This is a genomic window from Stenotrophomonas sp. GbtcB23, from assembly GCF_019091045.1.
GTDB classification, from domain to species: domain Bacteria; phylum Pseudomonadota; class Gammaproteobacteria; order Xanthomonadales; family Xanthomonadaceae; genus Stenotrophomonas; species Stenotrophomonas rhizophila_A.
Window position 1 is genome coordinate 1 of sequence record NZ_JAGXKC010000023.1, and the last position, 17,449, is coordinate 17,449.

A 17,449-nucleotide genomic window follows, 5' to 3' on the forward strand; every position below is an offset into this window, starting at 1 on the left:
AGGCCGCCGAATTTGTTGTTCTGCAACGAGGTCGGACACAGCTCGTAAGTACCGACCTTGTAGGGCTGCTGGTCGTCATCCAGACCGATGGTGAACGGCAGCGGGAAGTCGTTTTCGCGAATGACAGCTGCCTTCTGTTCGCGGAAATTGACAGCGGCTTTGCCGTCTCGTGCGGGGAAGCTGCGGGTGGTGAACGTTTCGGCGAGGATCTGAACTTTCATAGTGGGATTACCTTCCAAGCGATGGTCCGGCCGAATGCAAAGGTGACTCTCCATGGGGACGGCCAGAACTCCCCGGTGAGCTTGTCGAAATACCCGCCCTGGCACTTACGGATGTCGGCCTCAGTGCCGAGCGCATCACGTGCCGAGATGGGCGACTTCCACCACCGCAGTTCGCGGCGGGATTCTTCGTTGAGTCCACCGCAGCCATGCGTGCGGAAACCCTTGGGAAATTCACCAGCGGTGATGTTGGTGAACTTGGAGGCGTACTTCGCCATGTATCCAACGGCGTTGCGCGCCAGTTCGAACTTGCTCGAGCCGTGCGGCCACCAGCCACGCGTATCGACCCGACCGAACCACATGCCCTGCGGAACCCACACTAGGAGGTGGTAGTGGGGCCATCCGCGTTGGGTGAGCTCGCCCACCCAGAGGTAACGGAACACCTGACCCGCGAGCCGTCTGAGCCGAGCGACAGTTCGATTGAAGTGGCCGCGCATGCGCTTAAGTAGCTCGCTAACGTCACGAGGGCCGCTACGGCTTCCGTCTCGGTAGGTGAGCGTAACCATGTACCACGCGCCACGGCGCGATCCTTTCTTCGCTTCTTGATCATGAAGGCGTGCACTCGTAATGACGGACTTCCGCATCCGCTGCGCCCGCTGTAAAAGCGGATCAATTTCGATGGAGAGACGACCGGTCTTCAACGCGGTGTCACTTGTTTTGTAATGGACAAGCCCAAGGGCCAGCGCTTCGCGCTGGCCCTCAGGGGTCAGCGCGAGCGGCGCTGCTTTCATGTATTCCGACAGAGAAGCGCCAGAGGCGCGCTTGTGGCGCGAGACGCTTTCAGAGGCCATTTCGGTACGGCGTGCAGCGGCCTGCATCTGACCAACGGACGCATCGAACGCGACGAGCTCGGCGCTCGGCGGCGGCGGCATGGCGTCCAGGCGGATGCGTGCGTTCTTGCTGGTGCAGGCAACGCACAGCCGACCGGGGAACAGGTAGACCGTGGATTCGCCGCAGAAGGAGCAGCAGGCGTCAGTCACGGCGGATATCCGCCGACGCGCGGGCAACGAAAGCAGCGTCACGAATCACACGGGTTTTGTCTTGCTCGCGGCGGTCAAGTACCCACGCCCCGAGTCGCGCCAGACCGATCAGCACGCAGGCCGCTGCTACGACGGCTACGGTGAACATCAGACCTTCCATGCCCTGCCCCTTGCCCCTAGCCCCTAGAAGACCCGCCAGCGGTCTAGGGGAGCTGCTGGCGGGTGTGTCTAGCGCTGCTAAGACACGGGCGCATGTATAGTTCCGCTGAGACACCACTGTCAAGGGGTACTAAGACGTGACCGCCACCAACGAACTGCTCGACGCCGTGCGGACTGCCGCAAACATCCCGTCCGACAACGTTTTGAGCCAAAAACTGGGGATCACTCGCGCCGTCGTAAGCGCGTGGAGAAAGGAGCTATACCCGGTACCGGATGAGCGAATTGCGCAGCTCTGCACCATGGCAAAGCTCGATGGGCCGACCTGGGCGGCACGAATCCATGCCGAACGGGCTCAGTCCCCGGTCGAGCGCGCCATGTGGAAATCCATGCTGGACAGGTTGAGCGCGGTCGCTGCGGTGATCGCGCTGGTGTGCGTCAGCGTGCCGGGGATCGCAAAGGCAAAACCCGTTGATATTCAAGGGTTTGCACGCTCCGACATCGCATATTCTGTATATTATGTAAGCCCCAGGCTGTGTTCGTAAGGAACGCGCATTGCACTCAAACGCTCCCAGCGATCCCCATGCTCGCCCCACGCCCTGGCTACTTCTCCTCTCCCGCCGGCGTGCGATCCAAGGGGCGTTTCCATGGCCAGAACCCTTCGACTTCCAGGACCACCGACCAGCTGAGGAAGGTGCGGATGATGACAAGCAGGCCCAGGGAAAGAATCGCGCGCATGGTGCTGTCCAGCGCAACCGTACGGATGATGTCCGCCGCCACCAGTATTTCCAGACCCAGCAACAGCGCCCGTCCGAGCCTGCGACGAAACCGTTCGTAGCTTTCCACGCGGTCCTTGTGGTGCACGGCCAAGGCGATCACGTAAACCGCTGTCGACACCACGATGGTCACTACGATCAGCGCGATCGCCAGCAACTCGATCGCCAGAGCCGACCATTCGACCCAATGGATCGCAGCCTCTTCGCTTGGCATGACAATGCTCCGGAAGGTCAGTGTTTCCACGGCGACTGGACGCCCTCAGCGAGCGCCGAATCGGCAAGCGTTTGCAATCCAGCCGCAACTTGCGAGTGTCTAGCCTGAGGAGGTTCGGACAGGGCAACCAGCGTTTAAATACCTAGCCCGACCCAGTAAAATTACGTGGATTGGCGGCTGCTTGCGTCTGACGCTACAAAAGCGGAACAACGCCAGGAATACGTTCACCCGCAAGCGCCTTTGCTTCCTGCCGGGCCTGCCGTGCGGAACCGGCGTCACCGCGCTTGCCATACAGCGCAGCCGCCAGCCAGGCGACGCGGTAATCGACAGCGGCGTAGGCTTCCAGTTCGCCGAGTATCGCCGTGGCCTGGTCCATCTGGCCGGCATCCATCAGGATCCGGGCCCGCAACAGGTTGGCCCTGACCCGGTCATTGGGGCTGCCATCGCGATTGGCGATGGCCAGCGCAGCCTGCGCATCACGCAAGGCCGCCGCGCGGTCGCCGAAACGGTGTTGCACGATCGCGCGGGCAAAGGCGTCAGCCGGGTCCGGACGTGCAGCGGCACCGCCCGCGCCTTCTGGCCGCAACCAGCGCGCTGCGTCTGTCGAGGTAGCCGCTGCCTGCACGGCAATGGCAGCGGCGCCTGCATCCTGGCCGTCCGGTCGCGCGCCTGCATCGCCTGCCCAGCGCCCTGCCCCCGCCACGTCGCCACGGGCCATCGCCAAGGCCATGCGCAGGCGCGTTACCGACGGGTCCTGCGCTGTGGTGGCCGCCAGCGCATCGATGGCGGCCTCGGCGTCGCCGAGTTTGCCCGTGGCCAGCGCAACGGTGGCGCGCGCGTTCTGGATCACGGCAATCAACTGCGGGTCTTCCAGCGCGCCGCGCAGCGCGTCGGTCCGCGCGAGTGTCGCCCGCGCCTGTGCGGGCTGCACCAGCTCCAGCTGCGCCAGTGCTTTTGCTGCCAAGGTGGCCGCAAGGTAGTCATTGACCTGGAAACGCTCGAACACGTCGATGGCGCTGTCGAACTCCTGCAGTGCCTGCGGCCAATGGTTGCGCATGCCCTCCATGCGCCCCAGGTTGGCGCCGACCATCGCCGCGGAAACCACGTCGCCGGTGCGTCGCATGGCGATCCGTGCCTGGCCCAGATCGGCCACAGCGGCTTCCAGGTTGCCCTGCTGCACCTGGGCCACGCCGCGACCGTTGTAAGCGTTGCCGAGCAGACTGGTATCGCGGTTGCTGGCGTCGTCGGCCAGTACGGCCAGCGCCTGGCTGTAATGCGCCTGGGCCTGGTCCGGGTGACCCATGCGCAGCGCGACTCCGCCGAGCCCCATCAGCCCCTTGGCGCGCACGCCGGCGGGGGCGGCCGGCTGCTGCGCCAGGGCGCGCTCGAACAGACGCGCCGCGTCGGCCATGCGGCCGGCACGATATTCCAGCTGGCCTTCGCGTACCTGCAGCGCCGCGCTGTCCCGCAGCGATGCCGGCGTAGCCTGGATCTGCGCGCGCGCCGCGTCCAGCTGGCCGGCATCAAGCTCGGCATCGATGCGACGCAGGCGCTCCTGCAGTGCGGTGGGCGCGGCGCGGTCAGGGGACGCACGCTGGATGCGGTGCAGCCAGGCATCGGTGGCCACGGCCATGGCCTGCAGGGGCGTATCCCCCACCGCCTCGACCGATACGTCGCTGCCGCTGTCGAGCACGCGCAGCTGCACCCGCCACTGCGTGCCACTGCGCTGCGCGCTTGGCACTATCAACCAGCGTGCGTCGCTGCGCGCGAGCAGTTGTTTCAAGGTGTCGGTGTCCAGCGCCCCGCTCTCTTCCAGCCCTGCGCCCAGGTGCAGGGTCTGCTCGGTCGGGGTCACCTGCAGCGCCGCACCGCGCAGGCGGTCGGCGGCATATTCCATGGCCCCCAGGCGGACCCAGCTTGCATCGGCCTCATCTTCGGCCACCCGCACCGGCAGCACCGTTGCGCGCATCTGCGCTGCAGCCGTGGAAGCCGTGGATGACGGCGCCGGACGCATGATCCGCGCGACCACGAAGCCCAACAACAGAACAGCTGTTACCAAGGCCAGCACGATCAGCCAGCGTGAGATGCGGCGGCGCCGGGAGACGGAGCCCGCTTCAGGCTCAATGGCAACCGCCACGGGCGCGGGCGCATCGGCGCTTTCGACGTCGGCGATCGCCTCGGGCGCATATGTCGATGTCACGGCCGGCGCGGCCGGATCAAGTTCTTCCACCTCGGCTACCCAGCGGTAGCCGAATCCGGGCACGGTGCGGATCATCGTCTGGCGGTCACCGGCGTCGTCCAGGGCCTTGCGCGCGCGGCGCATGGTCTGGGTGATCACGGTATCGCTCACGTCGGCACGTCCCCATACCGCCGACACCAGCTCATCACGGCCGACCGCGCGTTCGCGGTTGGCCACCAGATAGACCAGGCACTCCAGCGATTTGAGTGGCAACGGCAGCCGATGCCCGGCGCGGCTCAGTTCGCGTACGGCAGGGTCCAGCACGAACTCGCCAAATCGGTACCGGATAAGGCGCATCAACCTGGCCTGCCTCGTGTACGTGGGGGGATCCCCATCCTACGACAGCAGACGCCGCCGATGCTCAGTCGATCCGCACATGGAACGCGTAGATGCGGCGGTTTCGGGTGACCAGTTCCTGGCCGCATTCGAACAGCAGCTCGCCCTGCCCCGCTGCAAGGCCGCGAAAGCGCCAGGTGTGGGGGCCGGCCACGCGGGCCGGCTCCCATTCGAGGTCGAGAACCGCTGCCGGCGTTGTCCTGAGCCAGCATCGGTAGCCGCTGGCTGAATGCGCTGGAAGGCGTACCTCCAGCGGTTGGCCGGGTGCCACTGTCACCACCCGGCCATCATCGCCCTGGTCCAGCGCGATCACCGGCAACGCCATCGTTGCCGGTGCCACGCTACCCCCAGCCGGTGGCTGCACGCCTCCACTGCATCCCAGCAGCGCGCCAGCCAGCAGCGCGGGAAGCGCACGCCGCTTCAATCAGTTCACCTTGACCAGCAGCCGCGCGCCGCTGGTTGCCTGGGTCGCACTCACCGCCAGGTAATAGCGGCCCTGCGCCGGGTTGAGCACGGTGATCGCCTGGTTCACTCCCGGGCGTGCGGACGCGCCCGCATTCTGGTTGGGCAGCGGGTCCATTTCATACCCGGCCAGCAGCTGCAGTTCGCCGCGACCACCGTAGGTGGTGATCTCAAGCCGTGCCTTGCCGGGGGCGACGTCGATCACGTACAGGTCGCGCTGGCCGGCGTCCATGGCCGGCAGCAGCATCGCGGTGCCGGGGCTGGTCGGGATGCCGTCGATCGGCTGGCCGAAGCTGCGCGCCCGCGCGACCGCCGCGGCCGCATCCAGCAGGCCGGCGCCGTTGGGCTGGGTCTGCTTGACCGGGAACGCGCGCGATGTCGCCTTAAGCAGCCCCTCCACCTGCGAGGGCGTCAACGGCTGTGCGGCCACGCTCTGCATCAACGCCACCACGCCCACCACATGCGGCGTGGCCATCGACGTGCCGGTGTAACCGGCGTAGATGTCGCTGCCCGGTACCGTGGTGCCGTTGTTGAGGGCGGACCAGATGTAGCCGTTCGGGCTCCCCTCGGTGCCGGCGCCACCGGGCGCGGCCAGGTCGACGCCCGCACCATAGTTGGAATAGCTGGCGCGCTGGCCGGAATAGCCGGTGGCACCGACCGTGATTACGTTGGCGCAGCTGGCCGGCGCGTGGTCGGTGACCGGCGCGTTGTCGTTGCCCGCAGCCACCACCACGACGGTGCCGAGGCTCACTGCCGCGTTGATCGCCGCCTGGGTATCGGCGTCGCAGGCGTGCGCACCGCCCAGGCTCATGTTGATCACTTCCGCCGGTGTGGTGTTGTCCGGCACGCCGTCGATGTGGCCACCGGCGGCCCAGACGATGGCGTCGTTGATGTCGGAGGTATAGCCGCCGCAGCGACCCAGCACGCGTACCGGCAGGACCTTGGCGTTGTAGGCGATGCCCGCCCCGCCCACGTTGTTGTTGGTGACTTCGGCGATCGTGCCGGCCACGTGGGAGCCGTGCCAGCTGCTGTTGCTGGCCGGTGCGCCATCACCGCATTCGTTGATCGCGCTGTAATCGCCGATATCCCAGCCGCCCGGCACGCGGCTGTCGTCGGCGCGGTGCGAGACGAACGCATCGGAAATGAAGTCGTAACCCGGCAGCAGGTTCGCTTCCAGGTCGGCATGGTGGGTGGCGCCGGTGTCGATCACCGCCACCACCACCCCGGCACCGGTGGCACCGGATTCCCATGCGGTGGTGACCCGTGCGCCGCCGGCGCCGGTGCCGTAGTGCCACATCTGGTGGCTGCTCAGCACCGGGTCATTGGGCACGGCCGCGGCGTGCATCATGCGGTCCACCCGCACCGACGCCACGTTGGGGTCGGCGGCAATGGCGCGCATCAGGGTTTCGGCCTGGCTGCGATCAAGCCGCTGCGAGGCGCGCACCACGTGCTGGCCACTGAAGGTGGCGCGCAGGCTCTTCACCTGCAGTGCGGCGCTGCCCTGCTGGGTCGCAAGGCGGGCGCCCAGCTGCGGGCGGGCACGGCTGGCAGCGGCGTCCAGCGAACGCTGGCGGGCCGCAGGCTGGGTGCGCTCGGCGGTGCCGGGCTTGTAGGTGACGATGAAACGAGGCGACAGCGTTGCATCTTCAATGGAGGCCAGGTCGACGGTGCCGGCGAAGGCGGGCGCGCAGGCAGCGGCCACCAGCAGGCTGAGAACGGAGCGACGGAAATGCATGAGTGGATTCCTGGTATGCGGAGTCTGGAAAGGGGAATTACAGGTCGACGCCGAAGCCGAGGCCGGCCGAGCGGTCGTCGCTGCTGAAGGCGCCACCGATGCTCATCGAGACGCGCTCGCTCAGGGCCTTGGAGTAGCCCACCGACAGCGCGCTCTCGCCGTTCTGCCAGCCCACGCCGGCGGCCACGCGACCGCGCGGGCTGCGCGAGTTGGCGGCGTTGATGGCCATGTTCATCATCGCGCTGCCCATCGCGCCCTGCCGGTCCAGGCGCTTGTCCTGGGCGTTCAGGCGCGCGTTGACGTCATTGCGGAGCAGATCGAAGCTGTCGTTGAGGCCCTGCAGTCGCGAATCGGCATAGGCATTGGCACGGGTGAGGGTCTGGGTGGCCGTTGTGTCGGTGTAGCTGTTGGCCGAGGCCAAGGTAGCCGCATCGGCGTCCTGCATCTGGGCGACGTTGGCCGCATCGGTGCCTGCGGTGCCGGCAGCCACCTGGGTGATGCGGCGCTGCTGGCTGGCATTGCCGACCGACACGGTGTTCTCCTGATCGGCCACGGCGCCCTGCCCCAATGCGACCGCACCGCTGGCGCTGGCATGGCTGTCGGCGCCCACGGCAACGGCGTTGTCGGCGCTGGCGTCGACCATGGCATTGCTGCCGACCGCCACACTGTTGGCCGCAGCGACGCGGGCACCGCTGCCCACCGCAGTGTCGTTCGGGTCCGCGGCGCTGGAGCCGGCGCCTACGGCCAGGCCATCGCCCGTGCCCATCGGCACCTCCGACGCCGTCGGAGCCGGTGCTGCCGCTGCCGTCTCCAGCACGGCCACGCGCCCCTGCAACCCGCTGAACGCGGCATCGATGGCGTTGAACGTGGCGCCGGCGCTGGTGTACGCCCTGCCCTGGAAGCCGAAGCTTGGCGCGCTGATGCCGCTGGCGCTCACCGCCGCGCCGCCGCCGAGTGCGGTGGCCACGGTATCGAGCTGCGAGCCGATCGTGCCGCCCACATCCGCCACCACGGCATCGAGCTGACGCTTGTTCACGGCGTCGGTCGCGTCCACGGCATTGTCGACGTTGACCACGCGGCGTTCGGCACCGGCACTACCGACCGACACCACGTTGTCCTGCTCGGCGGACGCATTCATGCCGATGGCCACGCTGTTGAGGCCGTACACGGTGGCGCCGCTGCCGATGGCCACGCTGCCGGCGGTTTCCACCACCGCGTAGCTGCCGATCGCCACGGCATCGTCGCCGCCGGCGTAGCTGTTGTAGCCGGTAGCCACGGCGTACTGGCCCGTAGCGAACGCGTTGGTACCGGCCGCCACCGCCGATTCGCCCGCAGCGTAGGCATAGGTGCCCAGCGCGGTGGCGGAATCTCCGCTGGCCTGGCTGCCCTCGCCCACCGCCGCGCTGGACACGCCCGATGCCTGCGCGTTGGCGCCCAGCGCCGTGCTGCCCATGCCGACCGCCTGCGCCGCGGTGCCCATGGCCAGTGCGGAGGTGTCCGACGCCAGCGCGCCAGTACCGAAGGCGATGGCGTTGCTGGACTCGCCGCTCGAACCCGGTGCGGTCTTGGCATCCTGGCCGAACGCAATGTTGCCGGTGCCGGTGTAGCCGTCGGCATATGCGTTTTCGCCAATGGCGATATTGCGATGCCAGGTGGCGGTCGCCTGGTCGCCGAGCGCGATGCTGGCCACCCCGTAGGCCATGGTCTGCGTGCCGATGGCAATGGCGTCGGCATCGGCGGCCGTCGCTTCGCGACCTACTGCAACGCTGGACCGCCCGGCGGCCTGGGCAAAGAAGCCGCCGGCGAACGAACCGGACACCACCTTGGCATCGGTGCTGTCGTAGTTGCGGATCACGCTGGTAGGGCCGGGGTTCTCGGTGTCGCGGTCGCCGGTGCTAGCCGCCGGGCCCAGCGCGGTGGCGTAATTGCCGAAGGCATACGTGCCGCTGCCGAACGCGGCAGTGCCCAGGCTGGTGGCGAACGCCTTGCCGTAGGCATTGGAGATGTTGCCCGGACCGCGCGGCGCACTGCCGAAGGCCTGCCCCCAGTCCAGCCAACCCCCTACCGCCACCGAACCGGTGCCCAAGGCGTAGGACATGTAACCCAACGCACTGGAATACGGGCTGTAGGCAATGGAGGTGTAGCCGATGGCGGTGCCATTGGTGCGAACCGACTGGGCGCCGGCACCGATGACGGTGGAATTCTGGTCGGGCAGCCAGTTCGGGCTGAAGGGGGTATAGAGCGTGTCGCCCCCGGTGGCCGCACCGGCGCCGATCACCACGTTGTTGTTGCCCTTGGAGGTGGCGCCATTGCCGATTGCGATGGAGTTGACCGCCGACTCGACCGCGGTGAGCTGTGCGAAGCTCCCGCCCCAGTCGCTGACGAAGCTGGTCTGGTTGCCCTTGTCGCCGGTGACCGTAGCACCGTTGCCGAGGGCGATGGAGCCGTTGCCGTTGACGGTCGCATTGTTGCCCATCGCAATCGAATTCTGTGCCGGCGTTTCGTTGCGGGTCTCGATCTTGGTGATGACGCCGTTGGCGTCCTGGCTGACCGTCACGCTGCCGTTGATGGCGCGCACCCGGCTGCCGGTACCCAGCGCGATGTTGTTGCTGCCGTTGGCCAGGGCGCCACTGCCCATTGCCACGGAGTTGACGCTGCTCCCGGACGGGGTGGTGGCGACCGTAGTACTGGACTGCTGCTGCGGGCTGCCCTGGGTGTAGAGCGAGGTGGTCGTGGTCGCCGAGCCCGAATGCACCGCGCCGGCCTGGTTGCCGATCGCCACGCTGCCATCGCTGACCGTGAGCGCGCGTACCCCTATGGCAGTGCTGTTGGCGCCAAGCGCCTGGGCGGCAGCGCCCACGGCGGTAGCGTTCACGCCCTTGCCCCAGGTGACTTCGTTGGCGTCGACCAGGCCATCGCCGTCCAGATCGACCCAACTGCCCAGCGCGGTGCTGCCCGTGCCGCTGGCGTTGGCGCCGGTGCCACAGGCCAGTGCCTGGTCGCCGGTTGCCGTGCTGTCGAGAGGCAGGGGAACGCCGCTGCCATCCACCAGCTGGCAGTTCACACCGGCGTAGGCCGGCAGGGTGAGGACGGACAGAAGCGCAGCGGTCAGCGCTTTGCGATGCAGGGTGCGTGAGGTCGGAAGCATGGGCGGGCTCTGGGTGAGAAGCCACTAGAACGCCCCATCCGCCGCCGCCGTGCATGACGCCGTCGTGACATTGACGCCAAAATTGATGTCATTGAGGTGACATGGGTGACATTGTGGTGAAATCTGCAGCTACCGGCGGTCGATCCCGGTTCGCGTGATGCGTCACGCAAATGGGCGGGAACCGCAGGTCAGGGGCTGATCTCGTCACGTTGCCGGTCGATCTGGAGCAGCACGTCGGCCTTGCCCTCTTCCGCCGGCATCCGCCGGACCAGGTTCCGCAGCATCTGCAGGTCCTGAAGCCAGCCCAGCCCGTCACTGGTCCTGTGCAGTGCCTTCGCCTTCCTGGTGCTGGCAACATGGCCCTTGGCATCTCCGCCCAACGCACCGAGCGCCTGCCCGGCGTCGAGTTGCATGCGCAGTCGTCGCACACGTCTTCGCCAACGGTGGATGGCTTCGGCGTCACCGTCCGAAGCCGCGCGCGAGGCCGCCCGCTTCACCCGTCGCTCGCTGCGTGCGAGCGCGGCCCGAACGTGCCGCCGTCGCAGACGCTCCCACGGCTGGGCATCAAGCCGCTGCAGAACGCGCTCGATCGTCCTTCGCCTGCGTGCAAATTGCGGGTCGACGGCCACAGCGAGCTGCAGAATGCCCGCGCGCCTCTCCTCAAGCGTGCCCACTACCGCTGCCCACGCGGGACCGGGGTGCAAGGCCTGAAGCCGTTTGGCCGCCTCGACCACCACATGCGCATCCCGAAGCGCTGAAAGGCTTTTGCCGAGCCGTCGGAGCGAGCGATCCTCTCGTTCCAGCTCGAATTCGTCTTCATCCAGCAGCGCCAGCACCGCCCGCATGCGCCGGATGGCTTTGCGTGCTGCATGGATGCCTTCGTTCTGGTCGTCCGGCGCAGCCAACGCCGCCAGGACACGGGCGCCGTCCTGCGCCAGGAGCTCCCGCGCTACCGCACCAGGTGCATCTGCCAGCATGGGTGACTCCGCGCCGTGACGTCGGCAGAGTGTATCGAATCCGCTCAGCCCGGCCCCGGCGTGTCGGGCTGCTCAGGATCCAGCCTGGGCATCCAGGACACGTTCGACAAACGCCACCGCATTGCGGAGCACCTCGTCGAAGTCGGCCGCTTCGGCCACATCCGGCTGTATCCAGCGCTGGTCCCTCAACGCGACCACGAACACGAACGCGGGCTTGCCCTGCGGCTGCCACGCGGTCACATGGTAGTCCTGTCCACGATACGACGCATCCAGCGTGGCACTGGCGACAGTGGCCTGCCCTCCCTGCCCGGCCTGTCGCGACGCGTCGCCCCATACGTCGCCTGCCTGGGCTGCCTGCTCCGGATCCCGCACCTCCGCGCCGAAGCGTACCAGCCGGGCGGCTGGCAGGCGGCTGTACCTGCCGGAGGACACATCGGAGATGCCGCACAGCTCTGGCGGGCGCGGGCCACGCACCTGCACCATGCCTGCGGAGGTACGGTTGGAAGTCAGTCTGGACATCGGGCCTGCCCCACTAGCGATCACCTGACCAAAGTCTGGCGGTGGGCCCGTTCCGGCGCATCAGTAAAGCCGCGGGGACATCGTGCGTACTCTTACTTAACAGCACCGATGACGCGTGCGCGAACATCCATTGCCGCCAGGCACGCTCAGTAAATCTACTGGCCCGTTCTTCCACGCGCTTTTCATGCGCCCGGTACAACCCTGTGCGGAGTCCGGTTCACGCCGCGAGGAACGCCCATGCTGCCCGCCCTGCTCCGACGTATCGCCGTTCAGCTGTTCGACAATGGCGTGCTGCGGCTGATCTTCGAGAACACGCGCAACATGGCGGTGTCCTCGCTGATCACTGCCGCCGGGCTGGAAGTCGTCCGCGCGGGGCCGGGCGACCTCGACCTGGTCAACCCCACCGTGGCCGGCTACGTGGTGGTCACCATCGGGGTCAGCCTGCTGCTGCTGAACCTGGGCGACGGCCTGTGGCGGTTGAGCCGCATGAAGTCGCACCTGGTCCTGCAGATCCTGCTGTGCGGCGCCTACGCCTTCATTTTCTGGCGCGTGGTGTACCTGGTGCTGTACTTCAAGGCGGGCGGCGGGATGAGCATGAACACAGGTGGCTGACCCGCTCAGCGTGCATCCTTGTAGATCTTGCCGTCCTTCATGATCACGTCGAAGTTGGCGTCTGGATCGGCAATGACGTTGATGTCGGCCAGCGGATCGCCTTCGACCAGCAGCAGGTCCGCCAGCGCCCCTTCTTCCACCACGCCAACACGCCCAGCATAAGGGCTGCGCTTGCCCGACAACGCCAACAGCTGGGCGTTGGTGCCGGTGGCCATCACCAGTGCCTCGGCCGGCGTGTACCAACGGGTCAGGCTGGCCAGGATGCGGTTCTGCTGGGAGGCCAACGCACTGGAAAACAGCACGTCGGTGCCGAAGGCGGTCTTGAGCTTGTACTTGATGGCGAAGCGGTAGGTCTGGTCGGTGCCGGCGAATACTTCCTGCGCCTTCTCCCACTGCTCTGAGCCCTTCGGGAAGGCGTTCGCCAGCTCCGGCGGGAACGGCTGCGTGCTGAGCCAGGTGCCGGTGTCGCGGATGCGGCGGGCAGTGGCGTCGTCCATCAGGCTGCCGTGCTCGATGCACTTCACCCCGGCACGGATGGCGCGCTGGATGGCTTCCGGGGTGTAGGCGTGCACCGTGACGTAGGTGCCCCAGTCGGTGGCTGCTTCCACCGCCGCGCGGACTTCCGGTTCGGTGAAGGTCACCACGTCCAGCGGGCTGTGCGGGGAAGAGACGCCGCCTCCGGCGGTGAGCTTGATCTGGCTGGCGCCCCGCATCAGCTGCTCACGCACGCGCACCCGCAGTTCGTCAGGGGTATCGGCAATGGCGCTGTCACCCAGTACGTCATGGCGCGAGCCGGGCTGGCCCACGGTGCGCGGCAGGTCGGAGGCCTCGCGGAAATCGCCATGGCCGCTGGTCACGGTGATCATCGCGCCGGAGGGCCAGATGCGCGGCCCGTCGGCATGGCCGGCGTCGATGGCCGCTTTCAGGCCCCACACCGCGCCGCCAACGTCACGCACGGTCGTGAAGCCACGCAGCAGCGTCTTGCGGGACTCTGCCCCGGCCACGATGTTGATGTAACCCGTATCGGCCGTCATCAACGTCTGGATCGGGATGCCGGCGAACATGCTGTGCCAGTGCATGTCGATCAGCCCGGGCATGAGGGTGCGGCCGCGCCCGTCGATGCGGCGCGCGCCGGGCGCGTCGATCGCACCGGCCGAGATGCGCGCGATGGTGCTCCCCTGCACCAGCACGTTGCTGGGTGCGGAAAGGCGGCCGTGGGTGCCGTCGAAGATGCGCACGTTGGTGAACAACGTGGCGGCAGGTGCCGCGCCGGTCGCCGGCGGCGGGGAAGCATCGCCCCCCGGTGCCTGCTGCAATGCCGAATGCGCGCCTGCCGACGCGGCCAGGCCGATCGAAACCAAGGCACCCAGAATCCGGACAGTCAGTCGTTGCGACATGGCACTACGCCCCCGTGGCGGTTGTTGCGCTGGTATAGGAGCGGACACGTTAGGGCCATGTGTTTGCGGAAAATACTGGTGCGGGTTTCACTGCTGCATAACCAGGCCGGGCGGGTAATTGGACGATCTCGCAGGAGTGGCCTGTCATGACCGTGTTCTCCCGACTTGGCAAGGACCCCGGCTCCATCGGCGTGGCAATGAAGTCCAGCTGGCAGCGCCTGTTGATCGTGGGCGTACTGTTGCTGGTGCTGGGCGCGTTCGGCATTTACGCCTCCTCCTTCATGGTCCGCACCATGACGGTACTGGTGGCCGGCTTGCTGGTGATTGCCGGTGCGTTGCAGCTGACCGAGGCGTTCCTGCTGCACGGCCTGCCCAGTTTTGCGATGACCATCCTGCTGGGGGCGGCGCAGATCATCGGTGGCGTGGCCATCTACACGCACCCGGAGTGGGCCGCGTACGCCGTGGCGACCACGGTGGCCGCGGTACTGGTGGTGCAGGCCATCGCGCAGATCAGCCTGGCATTCCGGTTTGCACCGGGCGGCAAGCGCTGGATCTCCCTGGTGTCGGGGCTGGTGGCGCTGGTGGCCGCGGTGGTGTGCGTGAGCGGCGTGGCCTGGGCCGGGCGCGCCTCCGCGTCCTGGGGCGTGGGGTTGGCGCTGCTGGCCATGGGTGTGGCGTACATCGCCATTGCCCTCCTGTTTCGGCAGGACCGGGATCCTGCGGCCTCCCCTGCGCGGCGTTAGAACGCGCCTTCCAGGTAGGTGTAGATGTAGTTGGAGCCGCCATCGACGGTGCCCAGCATCTGCGCCGAACCGAAGATGCCGGAACGGTGCGATACCCCGAAACCGAAGTACAGCTCGTGCCAGCGCTCGCTGCCGAAGATGTCGCCCAAGCTCACATCGATGCTGGGATCCAGGTAGTTCAGCACCTTGGACGTGTTGCGCTCGCGGCGTGCCTGCGACTGCACTTCCGCATACGGCACGCGCTCGGCGTAGGACACGCCGAAGCCGAAGCCAAGCCGGGTCTTTACCCGGTGCGACCACGGGAACCCGTAATAGAAGCCCTTCATGTAGGCATCGATCTGCCAAGAGTCCGGCTGGTGCCCCTTCTCGTCGTGGCGCAGCACGCCCACGTAGCCGACCAGGTCAAGCGGCCAGCCGTTGAGGCCAGACACGAACGGGCGGCCCACGTGTATGCCCCAGATGTCGGTGGGATCGTCATCGTTGAGGCTGACGCAGCTGAAGGTCATGATCTTGACCAGGTGGCAGCCGTCGTCCGAATCACGCCCGTAGAACACCTTTACGTAGGTGGGGGTGCCCTCCTTGTCCCAGCGCACCTGGCCATTGCCGAAATCGTAGGCGGCGCCGACCATCGCGCCCCACTGCATGTCGCTGTCCACCAGCGGGCTGTTGCGGATGGTGCTGGAATAGCGCTTGGCGAACACGCCGCCGACCAGGCTCCAGTTCTGCAGGATGCGGTAGCGGCCGTACAGGCCGGCGGTGATGTCCAACCCGCTGCCGGCCGAATACTCGGTGCGCTCCGCAGTCACTTCATAGGGCTCCACGCCGAAGTAATAGTCGTTGAGCTTGGCACTGCGCCAGCCCAGGGTAAGCACCGGCTGCAGCGCCCAGCGGTCGCCGCGCAGCGTATACCCGTACCCGGCGCGCACTTCGGTGCCGTTGGAGTTATTGGAGATGTCCTGGCGGACCGTAAAATCCAGCGCGTGGTTGTCGTGCTTGAAGTAATAACGCGCGTCGATGTCGGCCTCGCTGTTGCGGGTTTCCATGCCCTCGAGGATGTCGGGGGTTTCGTCCTCGGGGTAGCCTTCCAGCCGCCGTTCGACGAACAGTTCCAGGCCCTGGTCCTCGCGCGGGGTGAAGCGCACGCCGGCCGCGTTGGAGCGCAGGAAGAAGCGCTCGCCCTCGTACAGGTACAGCGGCATGATATCGACCCGGTCGTCGGCGCCCTTGTACGGTGACGATTCGATCCTGCCGAGGAAGCCCAGCCCGGCGCTGCCGGGCTCTTCCAGAATGGTGCCGAGCATGGCGTCCTGCGCGGCCACCGGCGCGGCGGCGGCCAGTGCGCTGACCAGCAGCATTCTTCGTAGTCTGCGCGTAGCCATGACGTCTCCTATTTCACGAAGTCGTACTTGAGCGCGGTCTGCAGGCGGAACACATCGCCGCTGGCACCACTCTGCTCCTGCAGCTTGCCGTACAGCAGTTCGGCGCCCCAGCTCCAGCTCGGCGCCGGCTGCCAGATGATGTTGGCGGCGGCGTAGTCGCTGCGGCGGAACACGGTCGGGTCGAGCAGCTGGTCGCGTTCCAGGTACAGCCGGCTGTAGGTCACGGTGCTGCGCCAGCGCTGCGACCAGTGGTGCGTGTAGCCCAGCCATCCGCCGTACTGCTGCAGCACCTGCAGGTCGCCCTGGGGATCGACCACGCCATCAAGGTTCAACCCGCCAAGATCGCCGATGAAGGCTGAGATGCCCTGCCCGCCCAGCGCACCGAACACCATGTAGTCGCCATTGTCGCCCCAGCCCCAGGTGCCGCTGAGGGCCAGCCCGCCGGCGGTGGCGCTGTCGCTGCCCTCATTGCTGTCCTGCGCCGAATCGTAGGCCAGGTACCGCAGCAGGCCGGACGCCTGCAGGCTGCCCCAGTCCGCTTCATGCCGGGCCGCCAGCACCAGATTGGGGGCGGCCGTGCGCGAGCGTTGGGTGGCGCCGTAGAACTGCAGTTCGGGGGCGCGATGCTCGGCCGCGAGGATGAACTGGTTGCCGTTGCCCAGCGGGAAGTACTGGCGGATGCTGGCCACGCGCGCCGACGGCGACGCGCCAGGGCCGGCGAAATCCAGCGTATCCGGGCCCGAATCCAGGTCCATGAAGGCCGACCAGCCAAAGCCCACGTAGGTGTTGCCCAGCTGCCCCCACGCATGCCGCAGGCGGTAGCCGTAGCTGCCGCCGGAGCCGAAGAAGTCGTTCTGGATCAGGAAGCGCAATTGGCCGGCGCCGGTATCGCGGCGGCCCTCGAGGGTGAGCCGGGTCTGGCGGGCGTGCATGTTGAAGCGGGTGCTGTCGCGGCCGCCATCCACTGGAATGTCGGAGGTGATGAACTGGTCGCTGTCGCCGGCATCGCCGCTGTCGAACATCGCATCCAGCTTGGCGTAGCCACCCAGCCGCAGCCACGTGCCGGTGCCGGGAATGAGGAAGAAACCCTCCAGTTCATCGCCCGGGGGCACTTCGTTGTCCACGCGGGCCGACGCCTGTTCGTCCTCGTCGAAGGTCTCGCGCGCAGGCAGCGGCGACGGCGGCACGTTCAACGCCGCGGGCGAAGCCGCGACCAGCGGTGCGGCGGGCACCGATACCGCGCCCGGCGCAGCCGCCGCGGCAGGAACTGGCGCGGTGGGCGTGGCCGTGGCGGGCGCCGCCGGCGGCGCAGTGGCCTGGCCGGATTCAAGCGCCTGGATCCGCGCGGTGAGCATGTCCACGGTCTGGCGCAGCCGCTGGATCTCCGCGTCCTGGGAAGCGTCGCGGGTCTGGGCGACGACGGCGCCCGGCAGCAGTACGGCGGCCAGGCAGAGGGTTCGGGTGGGAATGCGCATGGAAAACGGCCTCGCTGGGATAT

16 protein-coding genes are annotated in these 17,449 nt (G+C 67.4%); 3 read left to right on the forward strand and 13 right to left on the reverse strand.

Features of this window, described 5'->3' with window-relative positions; translation table 11 throughout:
- From KVS69_RS11125 to KVS69_RS11135, 3 genes are all read right to left on the reverse strand, one after another.
- The coding region (locus KVS69_RS11125; RefSeq protein WP_217538079.1) for a G5P family DNA-binding protein at positions 1-221 on the reverse strand (221 nt) is incomplete at its 3' end.
- Positions 218-1,150 (reverse strand): replication initiation protein, encoded by a 933-nt coding sequence (locus KVS69_RS11130; protein WP_217538120.1) that lies wholly within the window; start codon positions 1,148-1,150, stop codon positions 218-220. The genes KVS69_RS11130 and KVS69_RS11125, both read right to left, overlap by 4 nt.
- 100 nt (positions 1,151-1,250) lie before the next feature.
- On the reverse strand, positions 1,251-1,406 hold the full coding sequence (locus tag KVS69_RS11135; protein WP_217538080.1) for a hypothetical protein: 156 nt from the start codon (positions 1,404-1,406) through the stop codon (positions 1,251-1,253).
- A gap of 148 nt (positions 1,407-1,554) precedes the next feature.
- On the opposite strand from KVS69_RS11135, the gene KVS69_RS11140 reads away from it, so the two are divergent.
- On the forward strand, positions 1,555-1,959 hold the full coding sequence (locus tag KVS69_RS11140) for a DUF3693 domain-containing protein (protein WP_217538081.1): 405 nt from the start codon (positions 1,555-1,557) through the stop codon (positions 1,957-1,959).
- 58 nt (positions 1,960-2,017) lie between these two features.
- On the opposite strand, the gene KVS69_RS11145 is transcribed toward KVS69_RS11140, so the two are convergent.
- The 7 genes from KVS69_RS11145 to KVS69_RS11175 all read right to left on the reverse strand — a co-directional run bounded on the left by KVS69_RS11145 (position 2,018) and on the right by KVS69_RS11175 (position 11,820).
- Positions 2,018-2,404: a DUF1622 domain-containing protein gene (locus tag KVS69_RS11145; protein ID WP_217538082.1), complete on the reverse strand. Its 387-nt coding sequence runs from the start codon at positions 2,402-2,404 to the stop codon at positions 2,018-2,020.
- A 193-nt stretch (positions 2,405-2,597) separates the two neighbouring features.
- Complete coding sequence (locus KVS69_RS11150; protein WP_217538083.1) at positions 2,598-4,940, reverse strand: winged helix-turn-helix domain-containing protein; 2,343 nt, start codon at positions 4,938-4,940, stop codon at positions 2,598-2,600.
- A gap of 64 nt (positions 4,941-5,004) precedes the next feature.
- Positions 5,005-5,304: a protease inhibitor I42 family protein gene (locus tag KVS69_RS11155; protein WP_217538084.1), complete on the reverse strand. Its 300-nt coding sequence runs from the start codon at positions 5,302-5,304 to the stop codon at positions 5,005-5,007.
- Between the two features lie 99 nt (positions 5,305-5,403).
- On the reverse strand, positions 5,404-7,176 hold the full coding sequence (locus KVS69_RS11160) for a S8 family peptidase (RefSeq protein WP_217538085.1): 1,773 nt from the start codon (positions 7,174-7,176) through the stop codon (positions 5,404-5,406).
- 37 nt (positions 7,177-7,213) lie between these two features.
- Positions 7,214-10,324: a YadA-like family protein gene (locus KVS69_RS11165; RefSeq protein WP_217538086.1), complete on the reverse strand. Its 3,111-nt coding sequence runs from the start codon at positions 10,322-10,324 to the stop codon at positions 7,214-7,216.
- Positions 10,325-10,512: 188 nt separating this feature from the next.
- The gene (locus KVS69_RS11170) at positions 10,513-11,301 is read right to left on the reverse strand and encodes a CHAD domain-containing protein (protein WP_217538087.1); all 789 of its coding nucleotides are present in this window, start codon (positions 11,299-11,301) and stop codon (positions 10,513-10,515) included.
- A 72-nt stretch (positions 11,302-11,373) separates the two neighbouring features.
- A complete protein-coding gene (locus tag KVS69_RS11175; protein ID WP_217538088.1) occupies positions 11,374-11,820 on the reverse strand; it encodes a hypothetical protein in 447 nt (148 codons plus the stop codon).
- Positions 11,821-12,057: 237 nt separating this feature from the next.
- Between KVS69_RS11175 and KVS69_RS11180 the strand changes: the two genes are divergently transcribed.
- Complete coding sequence (locus KVS69_RS11180) at positions 12,058-12,432, forward strand: hypothetical protein (RefSeq protein WP_093536631.1); 375 nt, start codon at positions 12,058-12,060, stop codon at positions 12,430-12,432.
- A gap of 5 nt (positions 12,433-12,437) precedes the next feature.
- On the opposite strand, the gene KVS69_RS11185 is transcribed toward KVS69_RS11180, so the two are convergent.
- On the reverse strand, positions 12,438-13,829 hold the full coding sequence (locus KVS69_RS11185) for an amidohydrolase family protein (RefSeq protein WP_217538089.1): 1,392 nt from the start codon (positions 13,827-13,829) through the stop codon (positions 12,438-12,440).
- A gap of 146 nt (positions 13,830-13,975) precedes the next feature.
- Here KVS69_RS11185 and KVS69_RS11190 point away from each other — a divergent pair, with 146 nt between their 5' ends.
- Positions 13,976-14,572 (forward strand): DUF308 domain-containing protein, encoded by a 597-nt coding sequence (locus tag KVS69_RS11190; protein WP_093536635.1) that lies wholly within the window; start codon positions 13,976-13,978, stop codon positions 14,570-14,572.
- Here the strand turns inward: KVS69_RS11190 and KVS69_RS11195 are convergent.
- Together KVS69_RS11195 and KVS69_RS11200 are read right to left on the reverse strand one after the other, a co-directional pair.
- Complete coding sequence (locus KVS69_RS11195; protein WP_217538090.1) at positions 14,569-15,927, reverse strand: MipA/OmpV family protein; 1,359 nt, start codon at positions 15,925-15,927, stop codon at positions 14,569-14,571. The genes KVS69_RS11190 and KVS69_RS11195 overlap by 4 nt on opposite strands.
- Before the next feature lie 32 nt (positions 15,928-15,959).
- Entirely contained in the window at positions 15,960-17,426 is a 1,467-nt protein-coding gene (locus KVS69_RS11200; RefSeq protein WP_217538091.1) for a DcaP family trimeric outer membrane transporter, read from the reverse strand.
- Between the last annotated feature and the right edge of the window lie 23 nt (positions 17,427-17,449).